The organism is Paenibacillus sp. J22FR83, assembly GCF_059691955.1.
This window is the reverse complement of record NZ_JCAUAM010000002.1, coordinates 522,411-544,124: the sequence shown is the minus strand read 5'-3', so window position 1 is coordinate 544,124 and position 21,714 is coordinate 522,411. Positions and strand designations below refer to the sequence as shown.

The window sequence follows — 21,714 nt, the reverse complement described above, 5'->3', positions numbered from 1 at the left end:
GGTAAAATAGAACTAACTTAATTTCGAAGGTGGACTGAAACCCATTGAAGCAGAAGATCGAGTATGACAATCTCATTCCAATTAATGCGTATACGTGGTGTCCCAAACCGTATCCTGAACCTCTGCATTCCCATTCTAGCCTGGAAATTGGCTATTGCTTGGGAGGACGAGGGCAATTTATTTTTGAAAATAAGCTGTACGAAGTTCGCAAAGGGGATATCTTTATCGTCAATAATACGGAGCTTCATATTGCGCAATCCGCGCAGCATGATCCAAGCCGATATATTTTTTTGAATTTTGATCCAAGCCTCTTCCTTGAAGAAGATGATAAATTATTGCTGCCATTTGCCTATCGGTCGGAGAGATTTGAGAATCATATTGGGGCTGGAACACCGCTTGCTGGGCAAATCGGAATCCTTATTCAACAAATCTACGAGGAGCTTAACGCAAAAGCGGAGGGGTATCTAACAATTTCACGCTGCAAATTGCTAGAGTTAGGTGTTATCTTGCTTCGCAATTATCGGAGTGCTTTCAGTAATGAACAATGGGTGAAAATGTCCAATTCGCAACGCGAGATCAAAGAAGTGATGCTATTCGTAAAAGAACGGTATCAGGAGCCCCTTCAACTTACCGATGTTGCAGAGCACCTAGGTTGGAGCACTGCGCGGACAAGCCGCCTTTTTAAGGAACATACAGGAGTCAGCTTCATTGCCTATATGACACAGTTGCGGATTAGCGAAGCCAAGAAACAGCTTGTCACGAGCCTAGATAGTATCGCAGATATTAGCTTTTCCAGCGGGTTTCAGAGCTTGGCCTCTTTCTATCGCGCCTTTAATTTGGATGCTGGACTATCTCCGCAGGCATATCGTAAACAATTTGGCGTCAAGCAATTATTTTGAGAAGTGTGAAAGAAATTGAGAAGATTCGCTAAGGCCAAATTCGTATAATCAGCTTAAAATCTATCAGTAAAGGTGGTTAAACAATGGCTGGCTGGGAGAAATTAAAGGATATTGTGCGTTTAGAAATTGTACAAAGGGGAGAAGAGGGCTGCGATGTCAGCGGATTTCTGGACAAGTGGGCCGCGGCGGAAGATGATGATGCGAAGCTAATGGCTGTGTACCAGCAGTTGATGGCGCTTGAAATTCGGGCAGACTTCCCATATCAGGAGCCTTCTGACTTGCCTGGCATTCGTGCGGCTCGGCCTGAAGGGCCTCGGCAATTACCGGCTGACAAATCGGAAGCTGCATGGCGCAATCAATTTCAGGGTGCGTGGCTTGGCCGAAGCATCGGGTGTGCACTGGGGAAACCTTTTGAAAATGGTCAATTTATGTATGGCTTCGGGGGAAGAGACGGATGGAAGAATATCGAGCTATGGTTCAAGGGAGCAGATGCTTGGCCAATTCGCGGATATGTTCCAGGGACTTCACGAGCGTCAACGGAGTATGATTTGAAAATAAACGACTGGTGCCAGAAAAGCTGGAAAGAAAACATTCAGTTTATGGAAACCGACGATGATATTCGTTATACCGTATTAGGTTTGATTCTTCTAGAGGAAAAAGGGTTGAATTTCGATAGCTGGGATATTGGCAAGCTGTGGCATAAATATCTTAGCTACCAGCAAGTATGCACGGCAGAGACGCAGTCCTATTTGAACTTCGCTCAGGTGACCTCCCATATGAACGGTCAAAAAACAGCGGATTGGGATCAAAAGAGTGACTGGGTGCGGACATGGTTAAATCCGTATCGGGAGTGGATTGGCGCTCAAATTAGAGCCGATGGCTTTGCTTATGGCGCGGCGGGGAATCCAGAACTGGCTGCTGAATTAGCATGGCGGGATGCTTCCTTTTCCCACGTGAAGAACGGTATTTATGGGGAAATGTTCGTGGCAGCCATGATTGCAGCGGCTTTCAACGAAACCGACAATGAACGCATTGTGGAAATTGGACTTAGCGAAATTCCAAGCAATAGCCGTTTGGCTCAAGATATTCGACAAGCCGTGGAAATTGCGCGTACGGCAGTTGATCAATTAGATTTAGTCGAGCGCATTTGGAATGCATTCGAGCACTATCACTGTGTACATACGAACAACAATGCAGCTTTGGTTGCTGCGTCGTTGATTTTTGGTAAGGACGATTTCGAACTAGCTGTCACGACATCGGTTCTTGGTGGTTGGGATACCGATTGCAACGGGGCTACCGTTGGCTCCATTATGGGTGCGAAGCTAGGCGCTGACCAGCTTCCGGCCACGTGGGCCGAGCCGCTTAATGATAAGCTATATGCTGAGGTGACAGGTTTCCATCCAATCGCGATTTCGGAATGTGCGAATCGCAGCTATGAGGTATTTAAGAAGATTTCAGCTGAGTATGCGGCTGGGAAATAGCTCATGTAAAGACTGGCCATGCGGCTAGTCTTTTTTGTGGTTTTCAGATTGGTTAGGAATCGGAACCAACAGCAACAGCAACCGAACCCGAACCAGAACCCGAACCCGAACCCGAACCCGAACCCGAACCCGAACCCGAACCCCAACAGCAAACCCCAACCCCAACCCCAACCCCAACCCCAACCCCAACCCCAACCCCAACCCCAACCCCAACCCCAACCCCAACCCCAACCCCAACCCCAACCCCAACCTCCACAGCAAACACCAACACCCGAACCAGCATCGCAGTAAACCGACACAGCATCCTGGCCAAGTGAAATAACTGGATTTTATGTAGCTAATTTGAGTGAAATCCCGCCATTCTTGCAATTAACTGGATTTCCTCCCGTTATTTCAAGCTGATTTCACCAAACGGGACACTATGAGCCAAATTAGCTGTAGAAAATCCAGTTAAACTCTCCACAAGCTAGTTTTAGCCGGAAATAGCTGTAGAAAATCCAGTTATTCCGCAAACTCTGACTCGACATGCAACTGGGGGGACGTGTAGGAAAACTAGCAGCCTCAACATGCAACTGGGGGACGTATAGCAAATGTATTCCAAGCTAAGCATCGCCGTTAACCGACACGGCATCCTGGACAAGCGAAATAACTGGATTTTATGTAGCTAATTTGAGTGAAATCCTGCCATTCTGGCAATTAACTGGATTTCCTCCCGTTATTTCAGGCTGATTTCACCAAACGGGACACTATGAGCCAAATTAGCTGTAGAAAATCCAGTTAAACTCTCCACAAGCTCATTTTAGCCGGAAATAGATGTAGAAAATCCAGTTAATCCGCAAACTCTACCTCAACATGCAACTTGGGGACGTGTAGGAAATCTTGCAACCTCGACATGCAACTGGGGACGTGTAGGAAATCTAGCTATCTCGACATGCAACTGGGGGAGTGTAGGAAATCTAGCTACCTCAACACGCAACTGGGGGACGAATACGAAATCTAGCTACCTCAACACGCAACTTAGGGACGTGTAAGAAATCTAGCTACCTCAACATGCAACTTGGGGAGTGTAGGAAATCTAGCTACCTCAACATGCAACTGGGGGACGTATAGGAAATTAAGCTACCTCAACATGCAACTGGGGGACGTATAGGAAATTAAGCTACCTCAACATGCAACTGGGGGACGTATAGGAAATTAAGCTACCTCGACATGCAACTTGGGGACGTATAGGAAATCTAGCTACCTCGACATGCAACTGGGGACGCATAAGAAATCTAGCAGACCCATCAGCTACTCCCCTCCCAAAAGAGGAGTATAGACGTACGTTTTACACCGCCAACCGCCCACAGCCTACAAAATCACAAAACGGAAAGACAAACGATCATTGTTGGTTTTGTGGGAATTGTCATATAGTAGGCTGGCACCGTGTTTTTAATATGACATGAAGGGGCGTGATTTAGAGATCATCAAGGCAACATTTTTTAAAAGCGCTTTCAAAGTTAATTTTAGAAAGTGTCTCACAATCAAATGTAGGAGGAATGAAAGATGAGAAAAAAGATCATACCAAAGCTTGCAGGACTCATGATCACAGCCGTACTACTGCCACTTGTTGGAACTTTAGGCTATGCTCCAGCAGTAAGTGCAGCACCGATCGTGGCAGACAGTAATTGGCGGCCCCTGGATACCACGATGGCGGTTGTTCCAGGCAGTGCCATGGATTTGTCTATTCTGAATCATACACCAGCGGGGTCTAAGGGGTCCGTGAAAATCGATGTGTATGGCGATTATTATTTTGAGAATGAGCCCGGTACGAAAGTGAAATTCTACGGGGGGAACTTGAACGGTAGTTACGGGACAGATCCAACCAAGGATGAAATGGTCATCATGGCCGACCGAATTGCGGCGATGGGCTACAATGTGGTGCGGTACTCGTCCATCGATCAAAACTATGACTGGGCAAGAGGACTCATGCAGCCACTCACGTCCACGACGGTAACGTTGAATCCAACCAAGATGGATAATTTTGATTATTTTAATGCGTTGCTCAAGGCACGCGGTATTTATATCGATCTGGATATTTTAGCATTTGCAAATTTCAAAGATATACCTAGCATAGGTGAAAGCGTATATGGATCAACCGCATCCAAATACTTGGCCACGCTTCTGCCGGATGGGCAGGCCATTTGGCAATCTTTTGCCTATCAATTGTTTAATCACGTGAATCCATATACAACAGTTGCCTTGAAGGATGAGCCTCAAATCATGGGCGTATCCCCGATGAACGAAGTCATTCTTTACAATGCGAATTATTCGAACCCGAATTTTAAAGCCTGGGTGATGAATGACTTTAACACGTTCTTGGTTGGCAAAGGCCGTCCGACCGTTACAACGTTCCCGGATACTTTCTGGGGCGCGACGCCGGGCATGAAGAACGATCTGGCCGAGTACTTTACCGAGAAGCAGTTTGCTACTTATGGCGCCATGAAGTCCTATCTCAAGGACACCATTGGGGTTCAAGCGCCGATTGGCGGTATTAACTATATCAATGACTCCTTAGCGAATTATTGGCGGACGCAAGCGGATGTTCATGAAACGCATCTGTATAACGGCCTTGTCGATGGCAGAAAAGACTCCTTCACCTACAATCCGCTGACACATCCGCGCTACAGCATGATCTTTGATCCAGCATCCAGCGCCAATTATGTGCAGCAGTACGGCTCGTTTATTTTCAAAAATTATATTCCTGGTCTTGCGCTGGGACAGTTGTATAACAAGCCGTTTGCCTTAACTGAATTCAATCACGAGTTTCCGAACAAGGGACGGGACGATGTTGGCTTGATGACGGCGGCGGCCGGTGCTTACCAAGGCTGGGATATGCTGAACCGTTTTCATTACGTAAGCCGTGTGAGTGAAGCCATCAATCAATCGCGGCAGGGCGGAGAGACTTCTTTTGACTCGCTGACGGATGCAATTGCTACGATGTCGGAATACCAAGGTACGCTTGTGTTCCGTCAAGCTCACCTCACGCCAGCTGATGCTAAATTTGTTATTGTAAGAGACAAAACGTATGTCAGTACGCACTCCTCTTCTACGGAGAATGAATCTCCTGAACGGAATCGTATGTACATCCCGCATCTGTTCAAGACGGTAACCGTCTATGCCGATAAGCCGGGAGAGCCCTATGCAATTTATAAGATTACGCCGGACCTCACAGATGCCCAGATTGCAAGCGGAGATATTCCTGCAGCCAACAAGATTACGGTTACGAACGCCATGACAATGAAGCAAGTAGCAGAAACATTTATCAATGCCATTGATGATGTCACCCTGAAAGCAAGTATGCTGGCTAATTTAGACAATAATAAGCTGGTTTCCGACACGGGTGAGCTCCTCTTTGATCTTAACCTGAATACCTACTTCATTAACACGCCTTACGTGGCAGCTGCTGCAGGAACGATGAACAACAACAGCTATGAGCTTGGCCCGATCACCATGGAGGCGAATCTGCCGAAAGCAACCGTATCTGTAGCTTCCCTGGATGATCAGCCGCTGGATGAAAGCGACAGAATGCTGATCATTTATACGACAGATGCAGCAGGAACGGGAGAGCGTGAAGAGACGGTTGGCAGTGTGACCTATTTCTATCGTGGAACTTTACCGACGCTGGTGAAGTATGGCACAGGGGAAGTGAAGCTGCAGACAACCAAAACACCAAGCGCATATAAAGCCTATAAACTCACAATGAATGGCGTAAGATTGCAGGAAATTCCGATCAGTGTAGTTGGCGATACGATTACGGTTCCGCTTGAAACCGACAAAGGATATGGCTTCGAGTTGGTGTATGCGCCGCTCATCGGCACCGATGTGACCGCTCCAACAACCCCAGCCAATGTGACGGCTGTTTCTCCCTTCTCAACGAAGGTGAATGTCGCTTGGGACAGATCGACAGATAACGCTGGCGTATCCGGGTACAAAGTGTACCGGAATGGCACTGAAATTGCGACATTGAACGGGAATGTGAACACGTATACAGATACGAGCGTATCGGCGCTCACTGCCTATAACTATGTCGTTAAAGCATTTGACCCATCTGGGAACTATTCGGCTGCGAGCAGTACGGCATCAGTGACGACTTCGGATATCATTTTTTATGAAGGTTTTGAGAATGGGACCAGCGCTTGGACGAAACATTACGGCCTCTTCAGCGTCGTAACAGAAGGAGGGTCGCAAGTTTATTATGGGGACAATTTAGGCTATGGAGGGTCCAAAGCCTCAGCAGGAGATGCATGGCAAAATTATAGTGTCGAGGCAAAAGTAAAAGCGAATAGCTGGAGCAGCATATACGGACGTATGGGGCTGATTGCCAGATTGGTTGATAGCAAAAACTTTTATTACATGTATTATGATGATCACGCCCATACGCTTACGCTTAGAAAGCTTGTCAACGACTCGGATTCCACGCTTGGCACTGTGGCACTTACGTTAAGTACGGGTGTTCAGCATCAGTTCAAGCTAGAAGTGAATGGGAGCTCAATTAAGGCCTATGTCAACGGAACGCTCAAGATCAGTGTAACCGACAGTACGTTTTCACAAGGGAAGATTGGTGTGTACACGCATATTGCGCAGGCTTACTTTGATGATATTTACGTTAGAGCCATTCCATAAGCAAGCATAGACACCTTACAAAATCGCAAAAGAGACATGGCACGACAGCATTGTTGTTTGGACGCTGGGAACGTAACATTAAGGTCAAGAAGCCAGGGTGAGTAACGGTAACAACCTCACATCCTGCTATCTAATGTACATTGTTGGAGGGGCACAAGATATGCACACTTCGAATTCCGAAACAAAGTTACAAGCGAACCAGCGTCCCAAGCTGAAACGATCCATTATTGATTGCGACATTCATCAAGGCACGAGTTTGGATGCCATTAAACCTTATTTGCCGCGAGCGTATCAAGAGCTCATTAAGCAATATGGGCCAGCCTTGCCAGGCGGCATGCACTTTAATGGCGGCGTTGGCGGTCGCATGGCTGATGCGTATCCCGAAGGCGGCGGCTCTGCTGGCAGTGATCTCGCCTTGATGCAGAAGCAGCATTTGGACCGTTACAATGTCGAATATGGCATTCTGACGGGGGAAGGCTATGCCATTCATGCGAATCCCAACTATGATTATGCAGCTGCCTATTGCCGGGCAATTAACGAATACACCATTGAACATTGGCTTGCGCGAGATAGCAGGCTGAGAGGCTCTGTCTTTATTGCGAAGCAGGCACCACAGCTTGCTGCACAAGAGATTGACCGCGTTGGGGGCAGATCCGACATGGTTCAGGTCGTTGTCTCCAGCGGATCTACGATTCCTTACGGCAGTCGGCACTATGATCCGATCTATGAGGCTTGCGTTCGCCATAATCTCCCCTTCACGATCCATGTTGGATTAGAAGGGGAGGGGATTAACGGGCCTCATACTGGAGCAGGCTACGTGACGCACTACATTGAGCAGCGTTGCGCACGTCCTGCGGTCATGGGCGCACATTTGGCCAGCTTCATCTTCGACGGGGTATTCGAGCGTTTCCCAACGCTGAAGGTTGTGCTGCAAGAGGCAGGCGTACTCTGGTTAGCTCCATTCCTATGGAAGCTCGACCAAGAATGGAAAGGGCTTCGCGTACAGACCCCATGGGTTCGCAAGAAACCGAGCGAATATTTCCGTGAGCACGTGCGCGTTACGACGCAGCCGTTTGAGGAAACGCCGAATCGTGAGGTCCTCGATCATTTGTTGGATAGCATCTATGCCAAAGAAACGTTGATGTTCTGCAGTGATTACCCACACTGGGATTACGATTCACCGAGCCAAGCACTGCCTAAGCTCGAGCCTGAGCTATGGGATAACGTCTACTACCAGAATGCAGCGAAGCTATATGGTCTGCCTCCACGCCAAACGGAGGAGATCAAATGAAGCGAGGAACGCAGCATCAAGTGGGAACAGTAGGTGAAATTCCACCAGGCCAGCATAAGATTGTGGAAGTTGGAGGACGCAGTGTTGGTGTTTATAATATTGGCGGTGTCTTCCATGCCCTGAGGAATATTTGTCCCCATCAAGGAGCGGAGCTATGCAAAGGGCTGGTGACGGCCTATGTGACTTCAGAAGGCCCAGGTGATTTTCAGTTTGACAGAGAGGGTGAAATCGTACGCTGTCCTTGGCATCAGTGGGAATTCGATATTGCGACAGGCTGTATGATTACGGATGCGGCCATGCGTACCAAAACGTATGAGGTCACGGTAGAGAAATTCGGTGTCTCGATTGAGAACGACCTCATCTTCATTCATATGACCTAACATGAAAACCTCTCTCTATTGGGCCGCCGAATGCCAGCACCCAAAGGAGAGGTTTTTATTTCGCATGACGTCATGTTCATTCCTCTTCACCATTTGCTACAATAGAAGTGATAACGGATAGGAGGGTGATTGGCATGCAGGAAACCGCTAAGGAATTTTATGAATCACAGATGTTCGTCCCTGACGAATTCGCCAAGAAAGGCGGCATCTGGCCCCTTCGCCTCGGTCGAAATATCGCAAAGCCTGGCTATCATTCAGGTCTCCGCATTCTGGAGTACTATAATTTGCATTATATTATGGAGGGGAAGGTCGAGTTCACCTTCGATAAAGAGTCCATTATGTTATCCAAAGGCGATGTGTTTGCGATGTTACCGGGAAGTACGTACCGTTATCAACTAGCTCCGAACGAGACCAATCTCCAGATGACTTGGATCTCTATGGATGGGCCGCACGTGCCAGAACTTTTCGCTGCCGCCGGCTTCAGTAAGACGGTTCCTTACCTATTCGGGGTTATTACAAAGGAACTTGAATCTACCCTACGCCAGTTGTTCCTTCCTTGGAAATATGATATGAAACGGCATAATGAACTTTGTTCCATCCTATACCGTATATGCAGTCTAATGATTGCATCGGACCCTTCTGACCATAGCCAAACTGGCAAAGAAAACTGGATTCCTAAAAGCGTTGCTTTTATGGACACGTACTATATGGAACATATTACAGTTCGAGATGTTGCCGACTACTTGTCCCTGCACCGGACGTATTTCTCCAAGGTATTCACGGAGGAAGTGGGGGTAACACCTCTCCAGTATTTGCATCGGTTGCGGATGGAAAAGGCAGCTGAGCTGCTTGCTTCTCATTTTATGATTAACGAAGTTTCCTTACTGCTGGGGTATTCCGATGCCTATGCTTTTACACATGCTTTCAGCAAATATTACGGCATCCCTCCAGGAAGCTGGAGAACTGCACAACGGGGCAATGGCATAGGGGGGAAGCAACCGCTGTGAAACGTAGAAAGGGCTCGATCTCCTTACAACTTAAGCTTACGTTAACTTTCTTGCTGATTCTCATTCCGCTTGTCAGTGTCAGTATGTTTGCGAATAATTACTCGCAAGGCATTATGAATGTGCAAATTAGTGACCGGACGAAAGGCGCACTGTTAACCTCCCTTGCCTATATGGAACAAATAGCTAACAATATGGATCAACAGACCCTCCTGATCAGTTCCAATTCGAGCATTGTGAGCATCTTCAGAGACATTGAAGATCCACTTGCTCCTCATAACTTGTACGATATTCATATGGTGCAGCAGCAGTTGGGTTCGCTTACTAATATCAATGGTGCCATTCAAGAGGCCTATATTGTTCATGGGGCTAGCGGCAATGGCGTTTCGACGGAGCTGGGCGCGATGAGATGGCCGAAGGTAAAAGAAGAAGCTTGGTTTAGGCAAGTGGTGAATGGTATTGGGACTTTGGTTATCTATATTCCACATTCCAATCCTAGTGTAGAACAGAACCTCTACTTGAAGGACTCCAATATATACTATATTAGGTTGCTCGATGTGTTAAGAGATACGCCAGAGCCGAACATCTTAATATTTGCTGTCAACAAATCGTCGCTTCAAACGATTATTCAACATCTTCAAACGACGGAACGGATGAACATTTCCTTATTTTATAACAACAGACTGATCTTAGAGACGAATGCTGCTGCTAAGCAAGGGAATACTTCCGACATGTTCACGATGAAAGAAACAAGCGGGGCGTGGTCCATTCAATTAGAGCAGCCCAAGTCAGAAATTTTCAAACTATCCCATCGGTTGCAATTATTTACCTACCTCATCATCCTAATCAGCATCTTACTTGCCGTGTGGACGGCTTGGCTGATCTATAATCAAATCCTGAAACCTTTGCGTCAATTATCAGGTGCTTTCAAATTCATTGGCAAGGGAGACCTGAACTATCAAATTAGGCACGATCGAAGAGATGAATTCGGGCTTGTGATGAACGGGTTTAATCAAATGGCGGAGTCCCAGCGCGTTATGATCGAGGAGGATTATGAGAAGGAACTGCGCTTAGCCAAATCGGAGTTCAGCTTGCTGCAATCCCAGATTAATCCTCATTTTCTCTACAATACGCTGGATTCGATCTATTCGGTCGCCGTCAAATACCAAATGAAAGAAATCAGCGAAATGGTCTTGAACTTAGCCAAATTTTTCAGAGTTAGCTTAGGAAAAGGACGGAACCATTTTACATTAGAAGAAACAATGCAGCATCTGCTGTATTACATTCGTGTTCAACAGATGCGGACAGCACACTTTTCCGTTGAGATTGATTTGGAAGAAGGTACGAAGGCTATTCCCGTACTCAAATTACTGCTGCAGCCCATTGTTGAAAATGCGATTATTCATGGACTTGAGAAATGTCCGTTTGAAGGCGAACTGCGAATTCGCTCCAGGGTTCATGGGCATCTCTTATTTATCGAAGTAGAGGATACAGGCCTAGGCATGTCTGATGACTTGCTGAAGCAACTCCAACTGGAACTAAGTATACTGACAAGCAAGCTGTACCGAGTGCCGCAGGAAAGCCCATCGAGTCAATTTTTTGGGATGAAGAATGTGAAATCAAGAATGAAGTTATATTACGGAGAAGAAGCAGACGTGCTGATTGAAAGTGAAGAGGGACTCGGCACCAAGGTTACCTTAATCATGCCAATTCGAGTGGAGGAAGAAGAAGATCATGAAGCTGCTCGTCGTTGAAGATGAATTTCAGGTCAGAGAGCGAATTGCCTATGGGATTTCATGGGGAGACTATGAGATTGAAATTGCCGGAGCTGTTGGTAACGGAAGGGAAGCCATCTTAGCCGTAGAGAAGGACTTCATTGATATCGTCATCACAGATATTCATATGCCCGATATGAGTGGTCTCGAGCTTGCTAAGGTCCTGAAGAGTGACTACCCTCATGTAAAAGTTATTATATTAACGGGCTTTGACCATTTCGAATATGCGCGAGACAGCATCGATTATGGTGTTGTTAAGTATCTTGTGAAACCGGCGGAGAATGAGCTCGTACTGGAAACGGTGTTAAGAGCCAAGCAGCTTCGCGAACAGGAATTGAATGACATTCATAACATAGCGCTCCTGAAACAGAGATGGAAAGAGCATTTGCCGCATCTGAAACAATCCTTTTATAAAAATTGGCTGAATGGACGTCTGTCTACTTGGGAATTAGAGAAACGCAGTCAGGAGATCGGTTTCTCACTAGAGGGAAGCATCTATTTGCCTGTTACGCTCGATATGGATCCGATTGCCGAAACCGATGACCGATTCCAGTCCGGGGAGAGGCCCTTAATTCAATACTCGCTATTTAACATTACCCGAGATGTCGTGGTGGATATGGACGGAATCGTTCTCCAGGATGATGACGGTTTGACGGCCATTATCTTCCTGGCTCCTTCAAGTGCTGAGGTGTCAGGATTTCAACTCAAAGTCAATCAACAGCTGGGCAGACTGCTTAGCACGGTTAAATCTTGTTTGAAACTGACGGCGAGCGCTGGCATAGGCACGTGTGTGGAGGATCAAGCTCTGCTGCCGATAGCCTATAAACAGAGTAGAATGGCACTGCAGGAACGTATCGTACTAGGCAATGAAACCGTCATTCCTTATCGGAATGATGCGCCTGCGAAGACTGTCTGGTTGAATATGAATGATTTGGAGAAAGACATTGAAATCGCTGTGGAAACGGGCAATGAGAGCAAGCGATCCGAGCTCATCAACACGATCATGGACGTCGGTTTCTCGCCGAACCATCCTATTGCCGATGCCAAAGAAATGCTTCTTCGCATCACGGCATTACTGACACGCATTGTCAATTCTCACGGATGGAGCCTGCAAGAAACACTCGCTGAGGATTATAACGACTTCATGAACTTCAATCAATTGCTGGCGAAGGAGCAGCTGGTGGAGTGGCTGCATCGGATGATGGCGCGAATTAGCCGTTCCATAAGTGAACGCCGAAGGTCGGGTACGCATATTACGGTAAGTGAAATTATGGCTTTCGTTGATCGCCATTTATATGAGGAAGAGTTAAGTTTATATTTTGTAGCGGAGAAAATGTATATGAATTATGCCTATGCTAGTCGGATTTTTAAAGAGGTGACGGGTAATTCTTTCTCGGATAGTGTGCTCAGACTGCGCATGGAGAAGGCCAAGGAGCTATTGGCAACGGGGAGCAAAGTGTATGAAGTAGCTGAACGAGTCGGGTATAAGAACGGGAATTATTTCTCGCGAAGCTTTCAAAAGTATTGGGGCATCAAGCCGAGTGAAATAAACAAGTGATGGAATAGAGAAGGCATTCAACTTAACGGTTGGTGTCTTTTTTTTGCATGTAAAAACGTAGAATTTGTTGTCACTAAAGTAGAAGGATTAGTCTACATTTCAAGCTCTTGCAGAGCTATGATTAATACATAGAGAAGAGTTGGTTAGCTAAGGAGAACACATACGATGAAGACAAATGCTATGCACGTAAGTAGTCAAAAGACAGTAACAAAAGGGAGGGTCGTGAAACTCCTCAAGTATTGGGATCTATATCTGATGGTATTGCCCGCAGTCATTCTCATCTTTCTATTCAAATATATGCCGATGTATGGCGTCATCATTGCCTTTAAAGATTACAATCTCATGCAAGGCGTGTGGGGCAGTGACTGGGTGGGTTTTCAATATTTTCGCGAGTTGTTCACGTTCGATGAATTCCCAAGAGTAGTACGCAATACGGTCATGATTTCTTTAATGAAACTGCTCATAGGCTTTCCGATTCCAATCGTACTAGCCCTGCTGTTGAATGAGCTCAAATTCGTCAAATTCAAACGGATGGTTCAGACGATTACGTATCTGCCGCACTTTATTTCGTGGGTTATTATTGGCGGTCTTGCCATTGATATGTTGTCTCCTAGCAGTGGAATTATCAATCGGATTATCGAAATGCTAGGATTCCAGCCGATCTTTTTCATGTCAGACGAAAGAATATTCCGATGGATTCTCGTTGGCTCGGATATCTGGAAGGAAGCCGGTTGGGGAGCCATTATTTATCTAGCTGCTTTACTGGGGATCAATGAGGAATTGTACCAAGCAGCTACCGTCGATGGGGCGAATCGGATGCGGCAAATTTGGCATATTGCACTGCCGGGGTTGAAGTCGACCATTATTATCATTCTCCTGCTGCGAATCGGTTATATCTTAGATGCAGGTTTCGAGCAAGTCTTAGTGATGTATAATCCAACCGTCTATGATGTGGCAGATATTATTGATACGTATGTATTTCGAGTAGGCCTAGGGTCTATGCAATTTGGTTTAACGACGGCAGCGGGGTTATTCAAGTCAGTTATTGGCTGCGTACTCTTGATTGTGGCTAACGCTATTGCAAGGAAGATGGGGGAAGAAGGAATTTTCTAAGGCAGAGAAAGAAGGGTTTGTGATGAAAAGTATTCGGGGAGAATCCCTATTCGGTTATGTAAATGTCATCTTATTATCGTTGCTCTCAATATCAACCATTGTACCCTTTATCCATATTATTGCGAAGTCCCTGAGCAGTGAAACGTATCTGTTAGCCAAAGAAATTTGGCTATGGCCGAAGGGGTTTAACTTTGCTTCATATGAATACGTACTCTCGTATAAACAGTTTTACATCTCATTCTGGAATTCATTGATCATTACAGTTGTTGGAACAGCGGTAAGTATGGCCGTTACCATATTGGCTGCATTTCCGCTCTCTAGACGACAGTTTCCTTTAAAAAGAGGACTAATGCTGTTCTTTGTCATCACGATGTTTTTCAGCGGGGGATTAATTCCTACTTACCTTGTGGTGAAACAATTAGGGTTATTGAATACACTCTGGTCGATTATGCTGCCGTTGGCTTTGGCACCGTTTAATCTAATCCTGGTTCGCAACTTCTTTCTGAGCCTGCCAGAGGCATTGGAAGAGTCGGCGATTATGGATGGGGCTTCCAATATACGGGTTCTTACTTGGATCTATCTACCTTTATCTATACCAACCATTGCCACGATTGCGATGTTTTATGCGGTCGGTTACTGGAATAGTTTCTTTCAAGCGATGATGTATATCACCGATCGTGGTCTCATGCCACTGCAAGTATTCCTGATGCAAATCGTGACGAATGCCAAGACGGGAGACATGACGACGGGGGACATTCTGAGTGAACTCACACCAGAGTCAACCACGGCTGCGGCTATCATCTGCGTCGTATTTCCAATCCTTTGTGTGTATCCTTTCATCCAAAAGTATTTTGTCAAAGGTGTTATGTTAGGTGCGGTTAAGGGATAATCCATCCCAATCCAAACTTTCATATGTATAATGAAATAGGGAGGTTCAATTTATGGTTTTTAGAAAAACAGCAGCAATAAGTATGAGTGTGATTCTGAGTATGCTAGTCATGGCAGGGTGTAGTAGTACAAGCAAGGATGCGGGCCAGGCTGGAACAGGCAAGACGGCAACGGCAACGAGTGGAAGCGGTGGGGAAGCGAAAGCGTTGAAGGATTTGAAAATCACCCGCCTGTATCACGGCGTTATGGAGCAATTCAAAGGTTCGGACACCATGAATAATAACAAAATTATTAATAAGCTCAGAGAGAACTCCGGCTTCAATATTCAATATGAGTCGCTTCCGAATGAAAACCCATCACAAAAAATATCGATTATCTTCGCATCCGGCGATGTGCCTGATCTGATGATGGTTGCTGGCAAATCGGATTATTTTAAGCTGGCGAAACAAGGCGCACTAGAGCCTCTCGATGATTTAATTGCGAAGCAAATTCCGAATCTATCCTCGATGGCAACCAAGGAGTCATTGGATGCGTTGAGATATGACGGAAAAGTGTATGCGATCCCTTATCGCAATGCCTTGAAGGTAGGGAATGGTCTTATCGAGCGTGGGGATATTTTGAAGGATCTAAACTTGAAAACCCCAACAACGATCGATGAATTCTACACGACGATGAAGACGATTAAAGAGAAGAAAAATATTGCGCCACTCACCATGGCGACTTCAAGTGCGGGATCTTTCTTTGATGGATTCTTCCCGTTCTCCGCTGCCTTTGGTGTATCCACGCCCACAGTCGTCAAAGACGGGAAATTGAAATTCTCCTGGGTGCAGCCGGAATACAAGGAATTCATAACAACCCTTAAGAAATGGTATGACGAAGGATTATTGGATCCTGAATTTGCAGTTAACAAAGATAGCAAAGCGAAGTTGATTAACGGAACAGCCGTGTTTAATACGTTGTATTTCTCATCAGGCATTGATGTGGATAAAGCCCTGCAGGAAAAGAAAGCTGGCGGTTCTGTAGAGTTCATCGCGCCTCCAGTTGGCAAGAATGGTCAATCGGGGATTCAAGATGCTTCGATTTCAACGCAGTATATTATTATTCCGAAACAGGCGAAGAACAAACTAGGTGCAGCCCAATATCTGAACTTCTTGTACAAGCCGGAAACCGATATCCTGATTAACTACGGTGTTAAAGGTGAGGATTATACAGAAGCGAATGGAGAATACACGCAAACCAAAGAGCAAAGTGATAAAATTAGCTGGCGTTCGATGTACGGCTTAGGAGATACCGATTTCGGGATTGATGCAAGGTTGAAAGCGAAGAGCTTGTTGCCTTATTACACGCATCAGCTTAAGTTCAACAAAACGCGTGAGGAAACGAACTTTGCTCCATCCATTGAAGCGTACGATTCCAAATTCACAGAATTACGTAATTACGTTGAAGAGAATTCGATGAAATTCATTATGGGTAAACGTGATTTGTCAGAATTCGACAAATTTACACAGGAGTTTGACGCTAAAGGCGGGAAAACTGCCATTGATGCTTTGAATGAGTGGTATACGAAGAAATAAAAGACAGTATAGGAAGAAGAGCCATCCTCAAGTAGATTAGCTACTTGGAGGGTGGCTCTTCTTTGTTTGGATGAATACGAGTAAGGTACTAGGCGATTATGTGTGAATGTCGATAAATGAAAAGGTGCATCGCATGCAAGTTGAAATAAGGTTCTGCAATAACGCTATTTGCTCTGTATGCATGATCTACGAACAAATAGCACTACGAAACAACGCTATTTTGATCAAATTCAGTCAAATTAACCTATTTAGGTCGATATAGCGATGTGCCATAACTCTATTTTTCGGAATTCTCTGCCAGACGAGCAAATAAGATGATTTCATAATGTTATTCTAAAGAATGAGGCTCTGTTCCAAGGCATGGAAGCGATAAGTTGGTGCTAGGATACTCACAATAATCGACAGTCTCTATGTGCGAATTAGTGAATCAACGCATCTTGCGAATTTTCGGTTTTCACAACGCTGTGTGAAGATGAACCTGTCAGACGCTGCGGAGGGAAGACTTGGCGAACGGGCGTAATGATGAGGGCAGCTACGACTGCTTTAATCGCATCGCCTGGAAGGTAAGGATAGCACCCCTGAACCATTGCTTTTGCAAATGAATAGGAAGGAACTTTATACATCAACCAAGGTACGCCAGCTAAATAAGAAAAAAGGGAACCGAAAATTTCAAGAACAAGGAATATCGCGATATATCCCATGATGCCTTTCAGACGAATCCGCGGTAAAATAAGACCAATGAGCATGGCGCAGATCGGCCAAATCATGATGAATCCACCAGTCGGTCCGAGGACTTTATCGATACCGCCCGTCCCATTTAGTAGAGGAAAGCCTAGAGCAGTAAGGACCACGACAAGTGCCATACTTAGGAATCCATAACGTGCACCTAGTAAACCTCCAGCGAGCATAACGGCTAATGTTTGAAGAGTAATCGGCACGGGTGAGCCAGGTACATGGATGATAATAGAACTGAATAACACAAGTATAGCTGCAAATAATGCACTGAAAATAACACCACGTAGTGTAAGTTTCATATTGTTGATCACTCCTGTTTCTGTTATTGTTAATCTATTGTCAACTAAATGGTTCACAATATAGTTAACAATACAGATGATAGCACACCTGCTAGAAAAGTGAAAGGAACTTTTTTACATATGCCTACAGAAGAGAAATTAATGTCATTAAAGAATGCTTCGATCGTCTATCGTATGGAATCAGGAGAAGGGCGACGCGTATGGTCAGGTGTCTCGTTAGACATTCATAGCGGTGAGTGGATTGCAGTTGTGGGACCCAATGGAAGCGGGAAAAGCACGCTTGCCAGCGTACTGCTAGGTTTGAATCCCTTGTCGGAAGGGCAAGTTCAGCGTAGAACGAATGATGTGACGCAGGCGGCCAGAGGCGTGCTTCAATTGCCAGAAGCCCAATTCATAGGAGAAACGATTGCAGAGGAGCTAGATTTCTTGCCGCAAGCTCAGCGATTAACGGCTGAAGAACGGTGGCGTTGGTATGCCGAAGTCTTAGCTGCTGTAGGATTGTCACTTTCACCGGACCGTACAATAGCTACCCTGTCTGGGGGGCAGAAACAATTGGTCAACCTTGCAGCTGCACTCGCCGCTCATCCAGAAATTCTAATGTTGGATGAACCTACGGCGATGCTGGATCCAGCTTCTCGCAAAGAAGTAAGGGAAGCAGTTCGCCAAGCCCATCAACGTGGAACGACCATTGTATGGATCACACATCGTCTGGAAGAGGTGGCGGATGCGACGCGAGTGATTGGGTTTGGAGCGGGAAGGATTACCTTTGATGGGGAGCCGCGGAGGTTCTTTTATGGGGATGTTGGAGAGAGAGCTGGGAAATTAGAGGGATATGGGGAAAAACCTGAGAAATACGAGAGATTAGAGGAATTAAAGGAATTGGAGAAATCTTCGCCTTGTGTGGAACTTGGCTTTGATCCGCCTTTTGCGGTTCAAACGGCCATGCATCTGTTAGAACAGGGACTTCATTTAGATCCTCTACCACTGAACATGGAAGAGTTGGCGGAGGTGATCTCATGCCGATAGTTGTGAAGGAAGTCGGAGTAACCGTTGCTGATTCACCCCAGGTGACACTGCTTCGGGATATAAGCTTTACGTTGCAGGAAGGTTCCGTGACATTGCTGATCGGTCATTCGGGCTCAGGAAAATCTACATTGTTGCAAGTGATGTCGGGTTTACTTAAACCTCAAACCGGAACGATTACATTGGATGAGCAGCCGATTTGGCTAAAACCCTTGAAGGCCGATCCTAAGCAACTGCTTCGCTTCGGCTTGACGTTTCAATTTCCTGAGCAGCAGCTGTTTGCAAGGAGCATACAGCATGAATTCGCTTATTCGCTCAGGCCTTATAAATTGGACAAAGAAGAGCGCGAGCGCCGCATCCGCGAGGCGACCCATGCACTCGATCCCCGTGGCGTCTTCGCCATGGATCGTTCGCCCTTCGCGCTCAGCGGTGGCGAGCAGCGCCGGCTCGCGCTGGCGACGACCTTCGCCACGGCGCCGGATTGGCTCCTCATGGATGAGCCAACCGCCGGCCTCGAGGCGGCCGCCGTGCGCGAGCTGCTGCGCATGCTGCGCGAACGCAGCGGTCGTGGCGGACTCGTCATCGCCACGCACGATCTGGACACGTTCTTTCCGCTTGCGGAACGTGTCCTCGTTCTAGACCATGGCGAGCTCGTCTTCGACGGCTCGCCGCAACAGCTCTGCCGCGCGCCCGAGGTGCTGGCGCGCACCGGGGTTGGCCTCCCGAGCTGCGCGGAGGCCTCGCAAGAGCTGGCGCGCGTTGGCATCGCCATCGCGCCGGATCAGTTCACGCCGGCGGCTGCCGCGACGGCGATCTTGGCTGCGCTGCGCGAAGCGAGCAGCGCCGGTGCGCCGGCGGCTGCGGCAGCGGCGCCGATAGAGGCCACACGCGAAGCGAGTGTGGCGGTAGAGCAGCAGCAGCTGGCGAAGCCGCTGCTGTCTGGGCATGAGCCACCCCCGCCGCAGGCGGGGTGGCTGGGTCTGGACCCGCGCGCGAAGTGGCTGCTCTACCTACTGCTCGCCATCGGTACGATGGGGCAGCAGGGGTGGGGCAGCCTCGCGGTGGCCGCGGCGCTCGTCGGCTGCGCGTACCTCGGTCTACCGCGCAGCGCGTTGCGCGGGATCAAGAAAATCGCGTGGACCTATGCGATTTTCCTGATCTTTTCCGTCGCGCTAGCAGGGATCGAACTCTCGCCGCTCGGCTACTCCGCGAGCAATGGCTGGAGCACAGCCTTCCTACTGGTACGCTTATTTGTTGTCTTGCTGGCGGGCTACTGGCTTGCCAAGTCGACACCTTATGGTCAGCTCGTTCAGGGATTGAACTGGGCATTAAAATATTTGTACAAGGTGAAGCTGCCCGTGGCCTCGTTCTCCTTGGCGGTTTCGTTTGTTTTTCGCTTCATCCCGCTCATCATGCGGGAGTGGCAGCAATTCTCGGTCATCGTGCGAGCCCGAGGGAAAGCGTCTGTTCGCCCAGGCAGTGTTCGCGTGCGTGATCTTCCTGCGCTGGTAGTGCCATTATTACTAGGAATGTTCCACAAAGCAGAACAAATGACCGTTGCAATGGAGATGAAACAGATCGACGGTACAACGCTGCTACTCCGGAAGAACACGCTAGAGTGGAAGAGAACGGACACAATTTTAGCGGTGGTTGCTCTACTTGCATGGGGGCTTTTGTTAGTTACGTAGCCGTATCAGTTGCACATAAATAGTATCCCACCCATTATCCGAATCTAGGAATATTTCTCTCCATTACTGCTTACAAATAGAGTAATAGATTATTCCAGAGAAATGGGTGGTTTACTATGAACGTCCGTAGGAAGTGGCTCCTATTTTATACATTACTAGCGGGGTTGTTTACACTTCTTTTGCTCTTAGTTATCAGTGGTGTTAATTCTTCGACAGCTCCCATTCTCATAGAAGTACAAGCCGAGGAATCGATTCAATCTCCTGTGTCTATACCTGGGTTCGTGTCTGACCTTGAACTTGTGTCTACGTCTATACCTGTACCTGTACCTGTACCTGAGCCTGCCCCTGTAACTGTATCTGTTCCTGATCCGATGCCTCAGACTTTGCCTACACCCGTAGAGGTTTCTTCCCTACCACTGGACAAGCCTGAGCAGCCACCCCCACCTCAGACAACATCCGTTACAGTAGACACCTACATGCCCAATGGGGCTGCCACACCTTTTGCCTCGATTAAAGTTAGCATTCCCGTCCTCAATTATCATAGTGTCACTATAGATCCAGGAAATGTAGTCGTTATTTCTCCCGCCAAGCTGGAGGCACAGATGAAATATCTGCATGACCATGGGTACACGCCTATTTCTCTCGACACATTCATTAACCTAATTGAAAAGAAAAGCGGGATCGTGGTGCCAAATAAGCCTGTACTGCTCACCTTTGATGATGGGTATGTGGATAATGTGGAGGAGGCGATGCCGATTCTTGCCAAATACAATTTCCCTGCCACACTTTTCATGTCACCAGGCATGGTCGAGGACCCCAGTTATTTGAGTTGGGAAGGGGTTAAGCAGCTCCAACAAGCAGGCTGGGACATTCAGCCGCATGGCATGACACATCCTCATCTACCTAAGCTATCAGCGGAAGAACAAGCGTATCAGATTACAGAAGCTAGAAAGTTAATTGAGGAGCAGTTAGGCACACAAGCAGACGTTTTTTGCTTTCCTTATGGGGAATATAATCAAACAACGTTGAAGCTCTTGAAAGAGCATGGCTTTCGCTATGCGTTTACGATTGAGCAAGGATACACAACGAACCAACAGTCACCTTATTTGCTGAAAAGGTTGTTTATTAACGGGGAAGAAAGCCTGAAAGCCTTCATAAACAAGCTTCACAAAGCCAATTAGGGAGTCGTTTTCTTGTCCCTATAGCTTCTTAATATTTTATACTTAAAAAGAAGAATGTTTGGACTTGTTAGTTAATATGACCTAAAAATCTAAATAAGTATAGTGACAAAAAGACTATATATGTTAATATTGACAGGAAAATATTACTATAAAGGGTGGT

At 46.8% G+C, this 21,714-nt stretch carries 16 protein-coding genes; 14 read left to right on the top strand and 2 right to left on the bottom strand.

The features are described from left to right. Nucleotides 1–44: 44 nt before the first annotated feature. A complete protein-coding gene (locus AC58PV_RS05825; RefSeq protein WP_497431321.1) occupies nucleotides 45–899 on the top strand; it encodes an AraC family transcriptional regulator in 855 nt (284 codons plus the stop codon). 83 nt (nucleotides 900–982) lie between these two features. Continuing rightward, the gene (locus AC58PV_RS05820; RefSeq protein WP_497431320.1) at nucleotides 983–2,380 is read left to right on the top strand and encodes an ADP-ribosylglycohydrolase family protein; all 1,398 of its coding nucleotides are present in this window, start codon (nucleotides 983–985) and stop codon (nucleotides 2,378–2,380) included. 52 nt (nucleotides 2,381–2,432) lie between these two features. Here AC58PV_RS05820 and AC58PV_RS05815 read toward each other — a convergent pair whose 3' ends face one another. Continuing rightward, nucleotides 2,433–2,663, bottom strand: a complete 231-nt coding sequence (locus AC58PV_RS05815) for a hypothetical protein (protein WP_497431319.1) — start codon at nucleotides 2,661–2,663, stop codon at nucleotides 2,433–2,435. A gap of 1,262 nt (nucleotides 2,664–3,925) precedes the next feature. On the opposite strand from AC58PV_RS05815, the gene AC58PV_RS05810 reads away from it, so the two are divergent. From AC58PV_RS05810 to AC58PV_RS05770, 9 genes are all read left to right on the top strand, one after another. Then, nucleotides 3,926–7,045, top strand: a complete 3,120-nt coding sequence (locus AC58PV_RS05810; RefSeq protein WP_497431318.1) for a hypothetical protein — start codon at nucleotides 3,926–3,928, stop codon at nucleotides 7,043–7,045. 160 nt (nucleotides 7,046–7,205) lie between these two features. Continuing rightward, nucleotides 7,206–8,336 carry an amidohydrolase family protein gene (locus AC58PV_RS05805; protein ID WP_497431317.1) on the top strand — a complete coding sequence of 377 codons (1,131 nt, stop codon included), beginning with the start codon at nucleotides 7,206–7,208 and terminating at the stop codon, nucleotides 8,334–8,336. Continuing rightward, a complete protein-coding gene (locus tag AC58PV_RS05800; RefSeq protein WP_497431316.1) occupies nucleotides 8,333–8,716 on the top strand; it encodes a Rieske (2Fe-2S) protein in 384 nt (127 codons plus the stop codon). Before AC58PV_RS05805 ends, AC58PV_RS05800 begins: the two co-directional genes overlap by 4 nt. 134 nt (nucleotides 8,717–8,850) lie before the next feature. Beyond that, a complete protein-coding gene (locus AC58PV_RS05795; protein WP_497431315.1) occupies nucleotides 8,851–9,723 on the top strand; it encodes an AraC family transcriptional regulator in 873 nt (290 codons plus the stop codon). Continuing rightward, nucleotides 9,720–11,474 (top strand): sensor histidine kinase, encoded by a 1,755-nt coding sequence (locus AC58PV_RS05790; protein ID WP_497431314.1) that lies wholly within the window; start codon nucleotides 9,720–9,722, stop codon nucleotides 11,472–11,474. Before AC58PV_RS05795 ends, AC58PV_RS05790 begins: the two co-directional genes overlap by 4 nt. Next, complete coding sequence (locus AC58PV_RS05785) at nucleotides 11,455–13,053, top strand: response regulator (protein WP_497431313.1); 1,599 nt, start codon at nucleotides 11,455–11,457, stop codon at nucleotides 13,051–13,053. The genes AC58PV_RS05790 and AC58PV_RS05785 overlap by 20 nt, the downstream gene beginning before the upstream one ends. A 165-nt stretch (nucleotides 13,054–13,218) precedes the next feature. After that, a complete protein-coding gene (locus tag AC58PV_RS05780) occupies nucleotides 13,219–14,166 on the top strand; it encodes an ABC transporter permease (protein ID WP_497431312.1) in 948 nt (315 codons plus the stop codon). 22 nt (nucleotides 14,167–14,188) lie between these two features. Continuing rightward, nucleotides 14,189–15,055: a carbohydrate ABC transporter permease gene (locus tag AC58PV_RS05775; protein WP_497431311.1), complete on the top strand. Its 867-nt coding sequence runs from the start codon at nucleotides 14,189–14,191 to the stop codon at nucleotides 15,053–15,055. A gap of 52 nt (nucleotides 15,056–15,107) precedes the next feature. Beyond that, entirely contained in the window at nucleotides 15,108–16,628 is a 1,521-nt protein-coding gene (locus tag AC58PV_RS05770) for an extracellular solute-binding protein (RefSeq protein WP_497431310.1), read from the top strand. 419 nt (nucleotides 16,629–17,047) lie between these two features. On the opposite strand, the gene AC58PV_RS05765 is transcribed toward AC58PV_RS05770, so the two are convergent. After that, nucleotides 17,048–17,662, bottom strand: coding sequence for a biotin transporter BioY (locus AC58PV_RS05765; RefSeq protein WP_497431309.1), 615 nt, complete (start codon nucleotides 17,660–17,662; stop codon nucleotides 17,048–17,050). 141 nt (nucleotides 17,663–17,803) lie between these two features. Here AC58PV_RS05765 and AC58PV_RS05760 point away from each other — a divergent pair, with 141 nt between their 5' ends. From AC58PV_RS05760 to AC58PV_RS05750, 3 genes are all read left to right on the top strand, one after another. Further along, nucleotides 17,804–18,688: an energy-coupling factor ABC transporter ATP-binding protein gene (locus AC58PV_RS05760; RefSeq protein ID WP_497431308.1), complete on the top strand. Its 885-nt coding sequence runs from the start codon at nucleotides 17,804–17,806 to the stop codon at nucleotides 18,686–18,688. Then, nucleotides 18,679–20,373, top strand: a complete 1,695-nt coding sequence (locus AC58PV_RS05755; protein ID WP_497431307.1) for an ATP-binding cassette domain-containing protein — start codon at nucleotides 18,679–18,681, stop codon at nucleotides 20,371–20,373. Before AC58PV_RS05760 ends, AC58PV_RS05755 begins: the two co-directional genes overlap by 10 nt. Nucleotides 20,374–20,489: 116 nt before the next feature. Further along, entirely contained in the window at nucleotides 20,490–21,554 is a 1,065-nt protein-coding gene (locus AC58PV_RS05750; protein ID WP_497431306.1) for a polysaccharide deacetylase family protein, read from the top strand. Nucleotides 21,555–21,714: the final 160 nt, after the last annotated feature.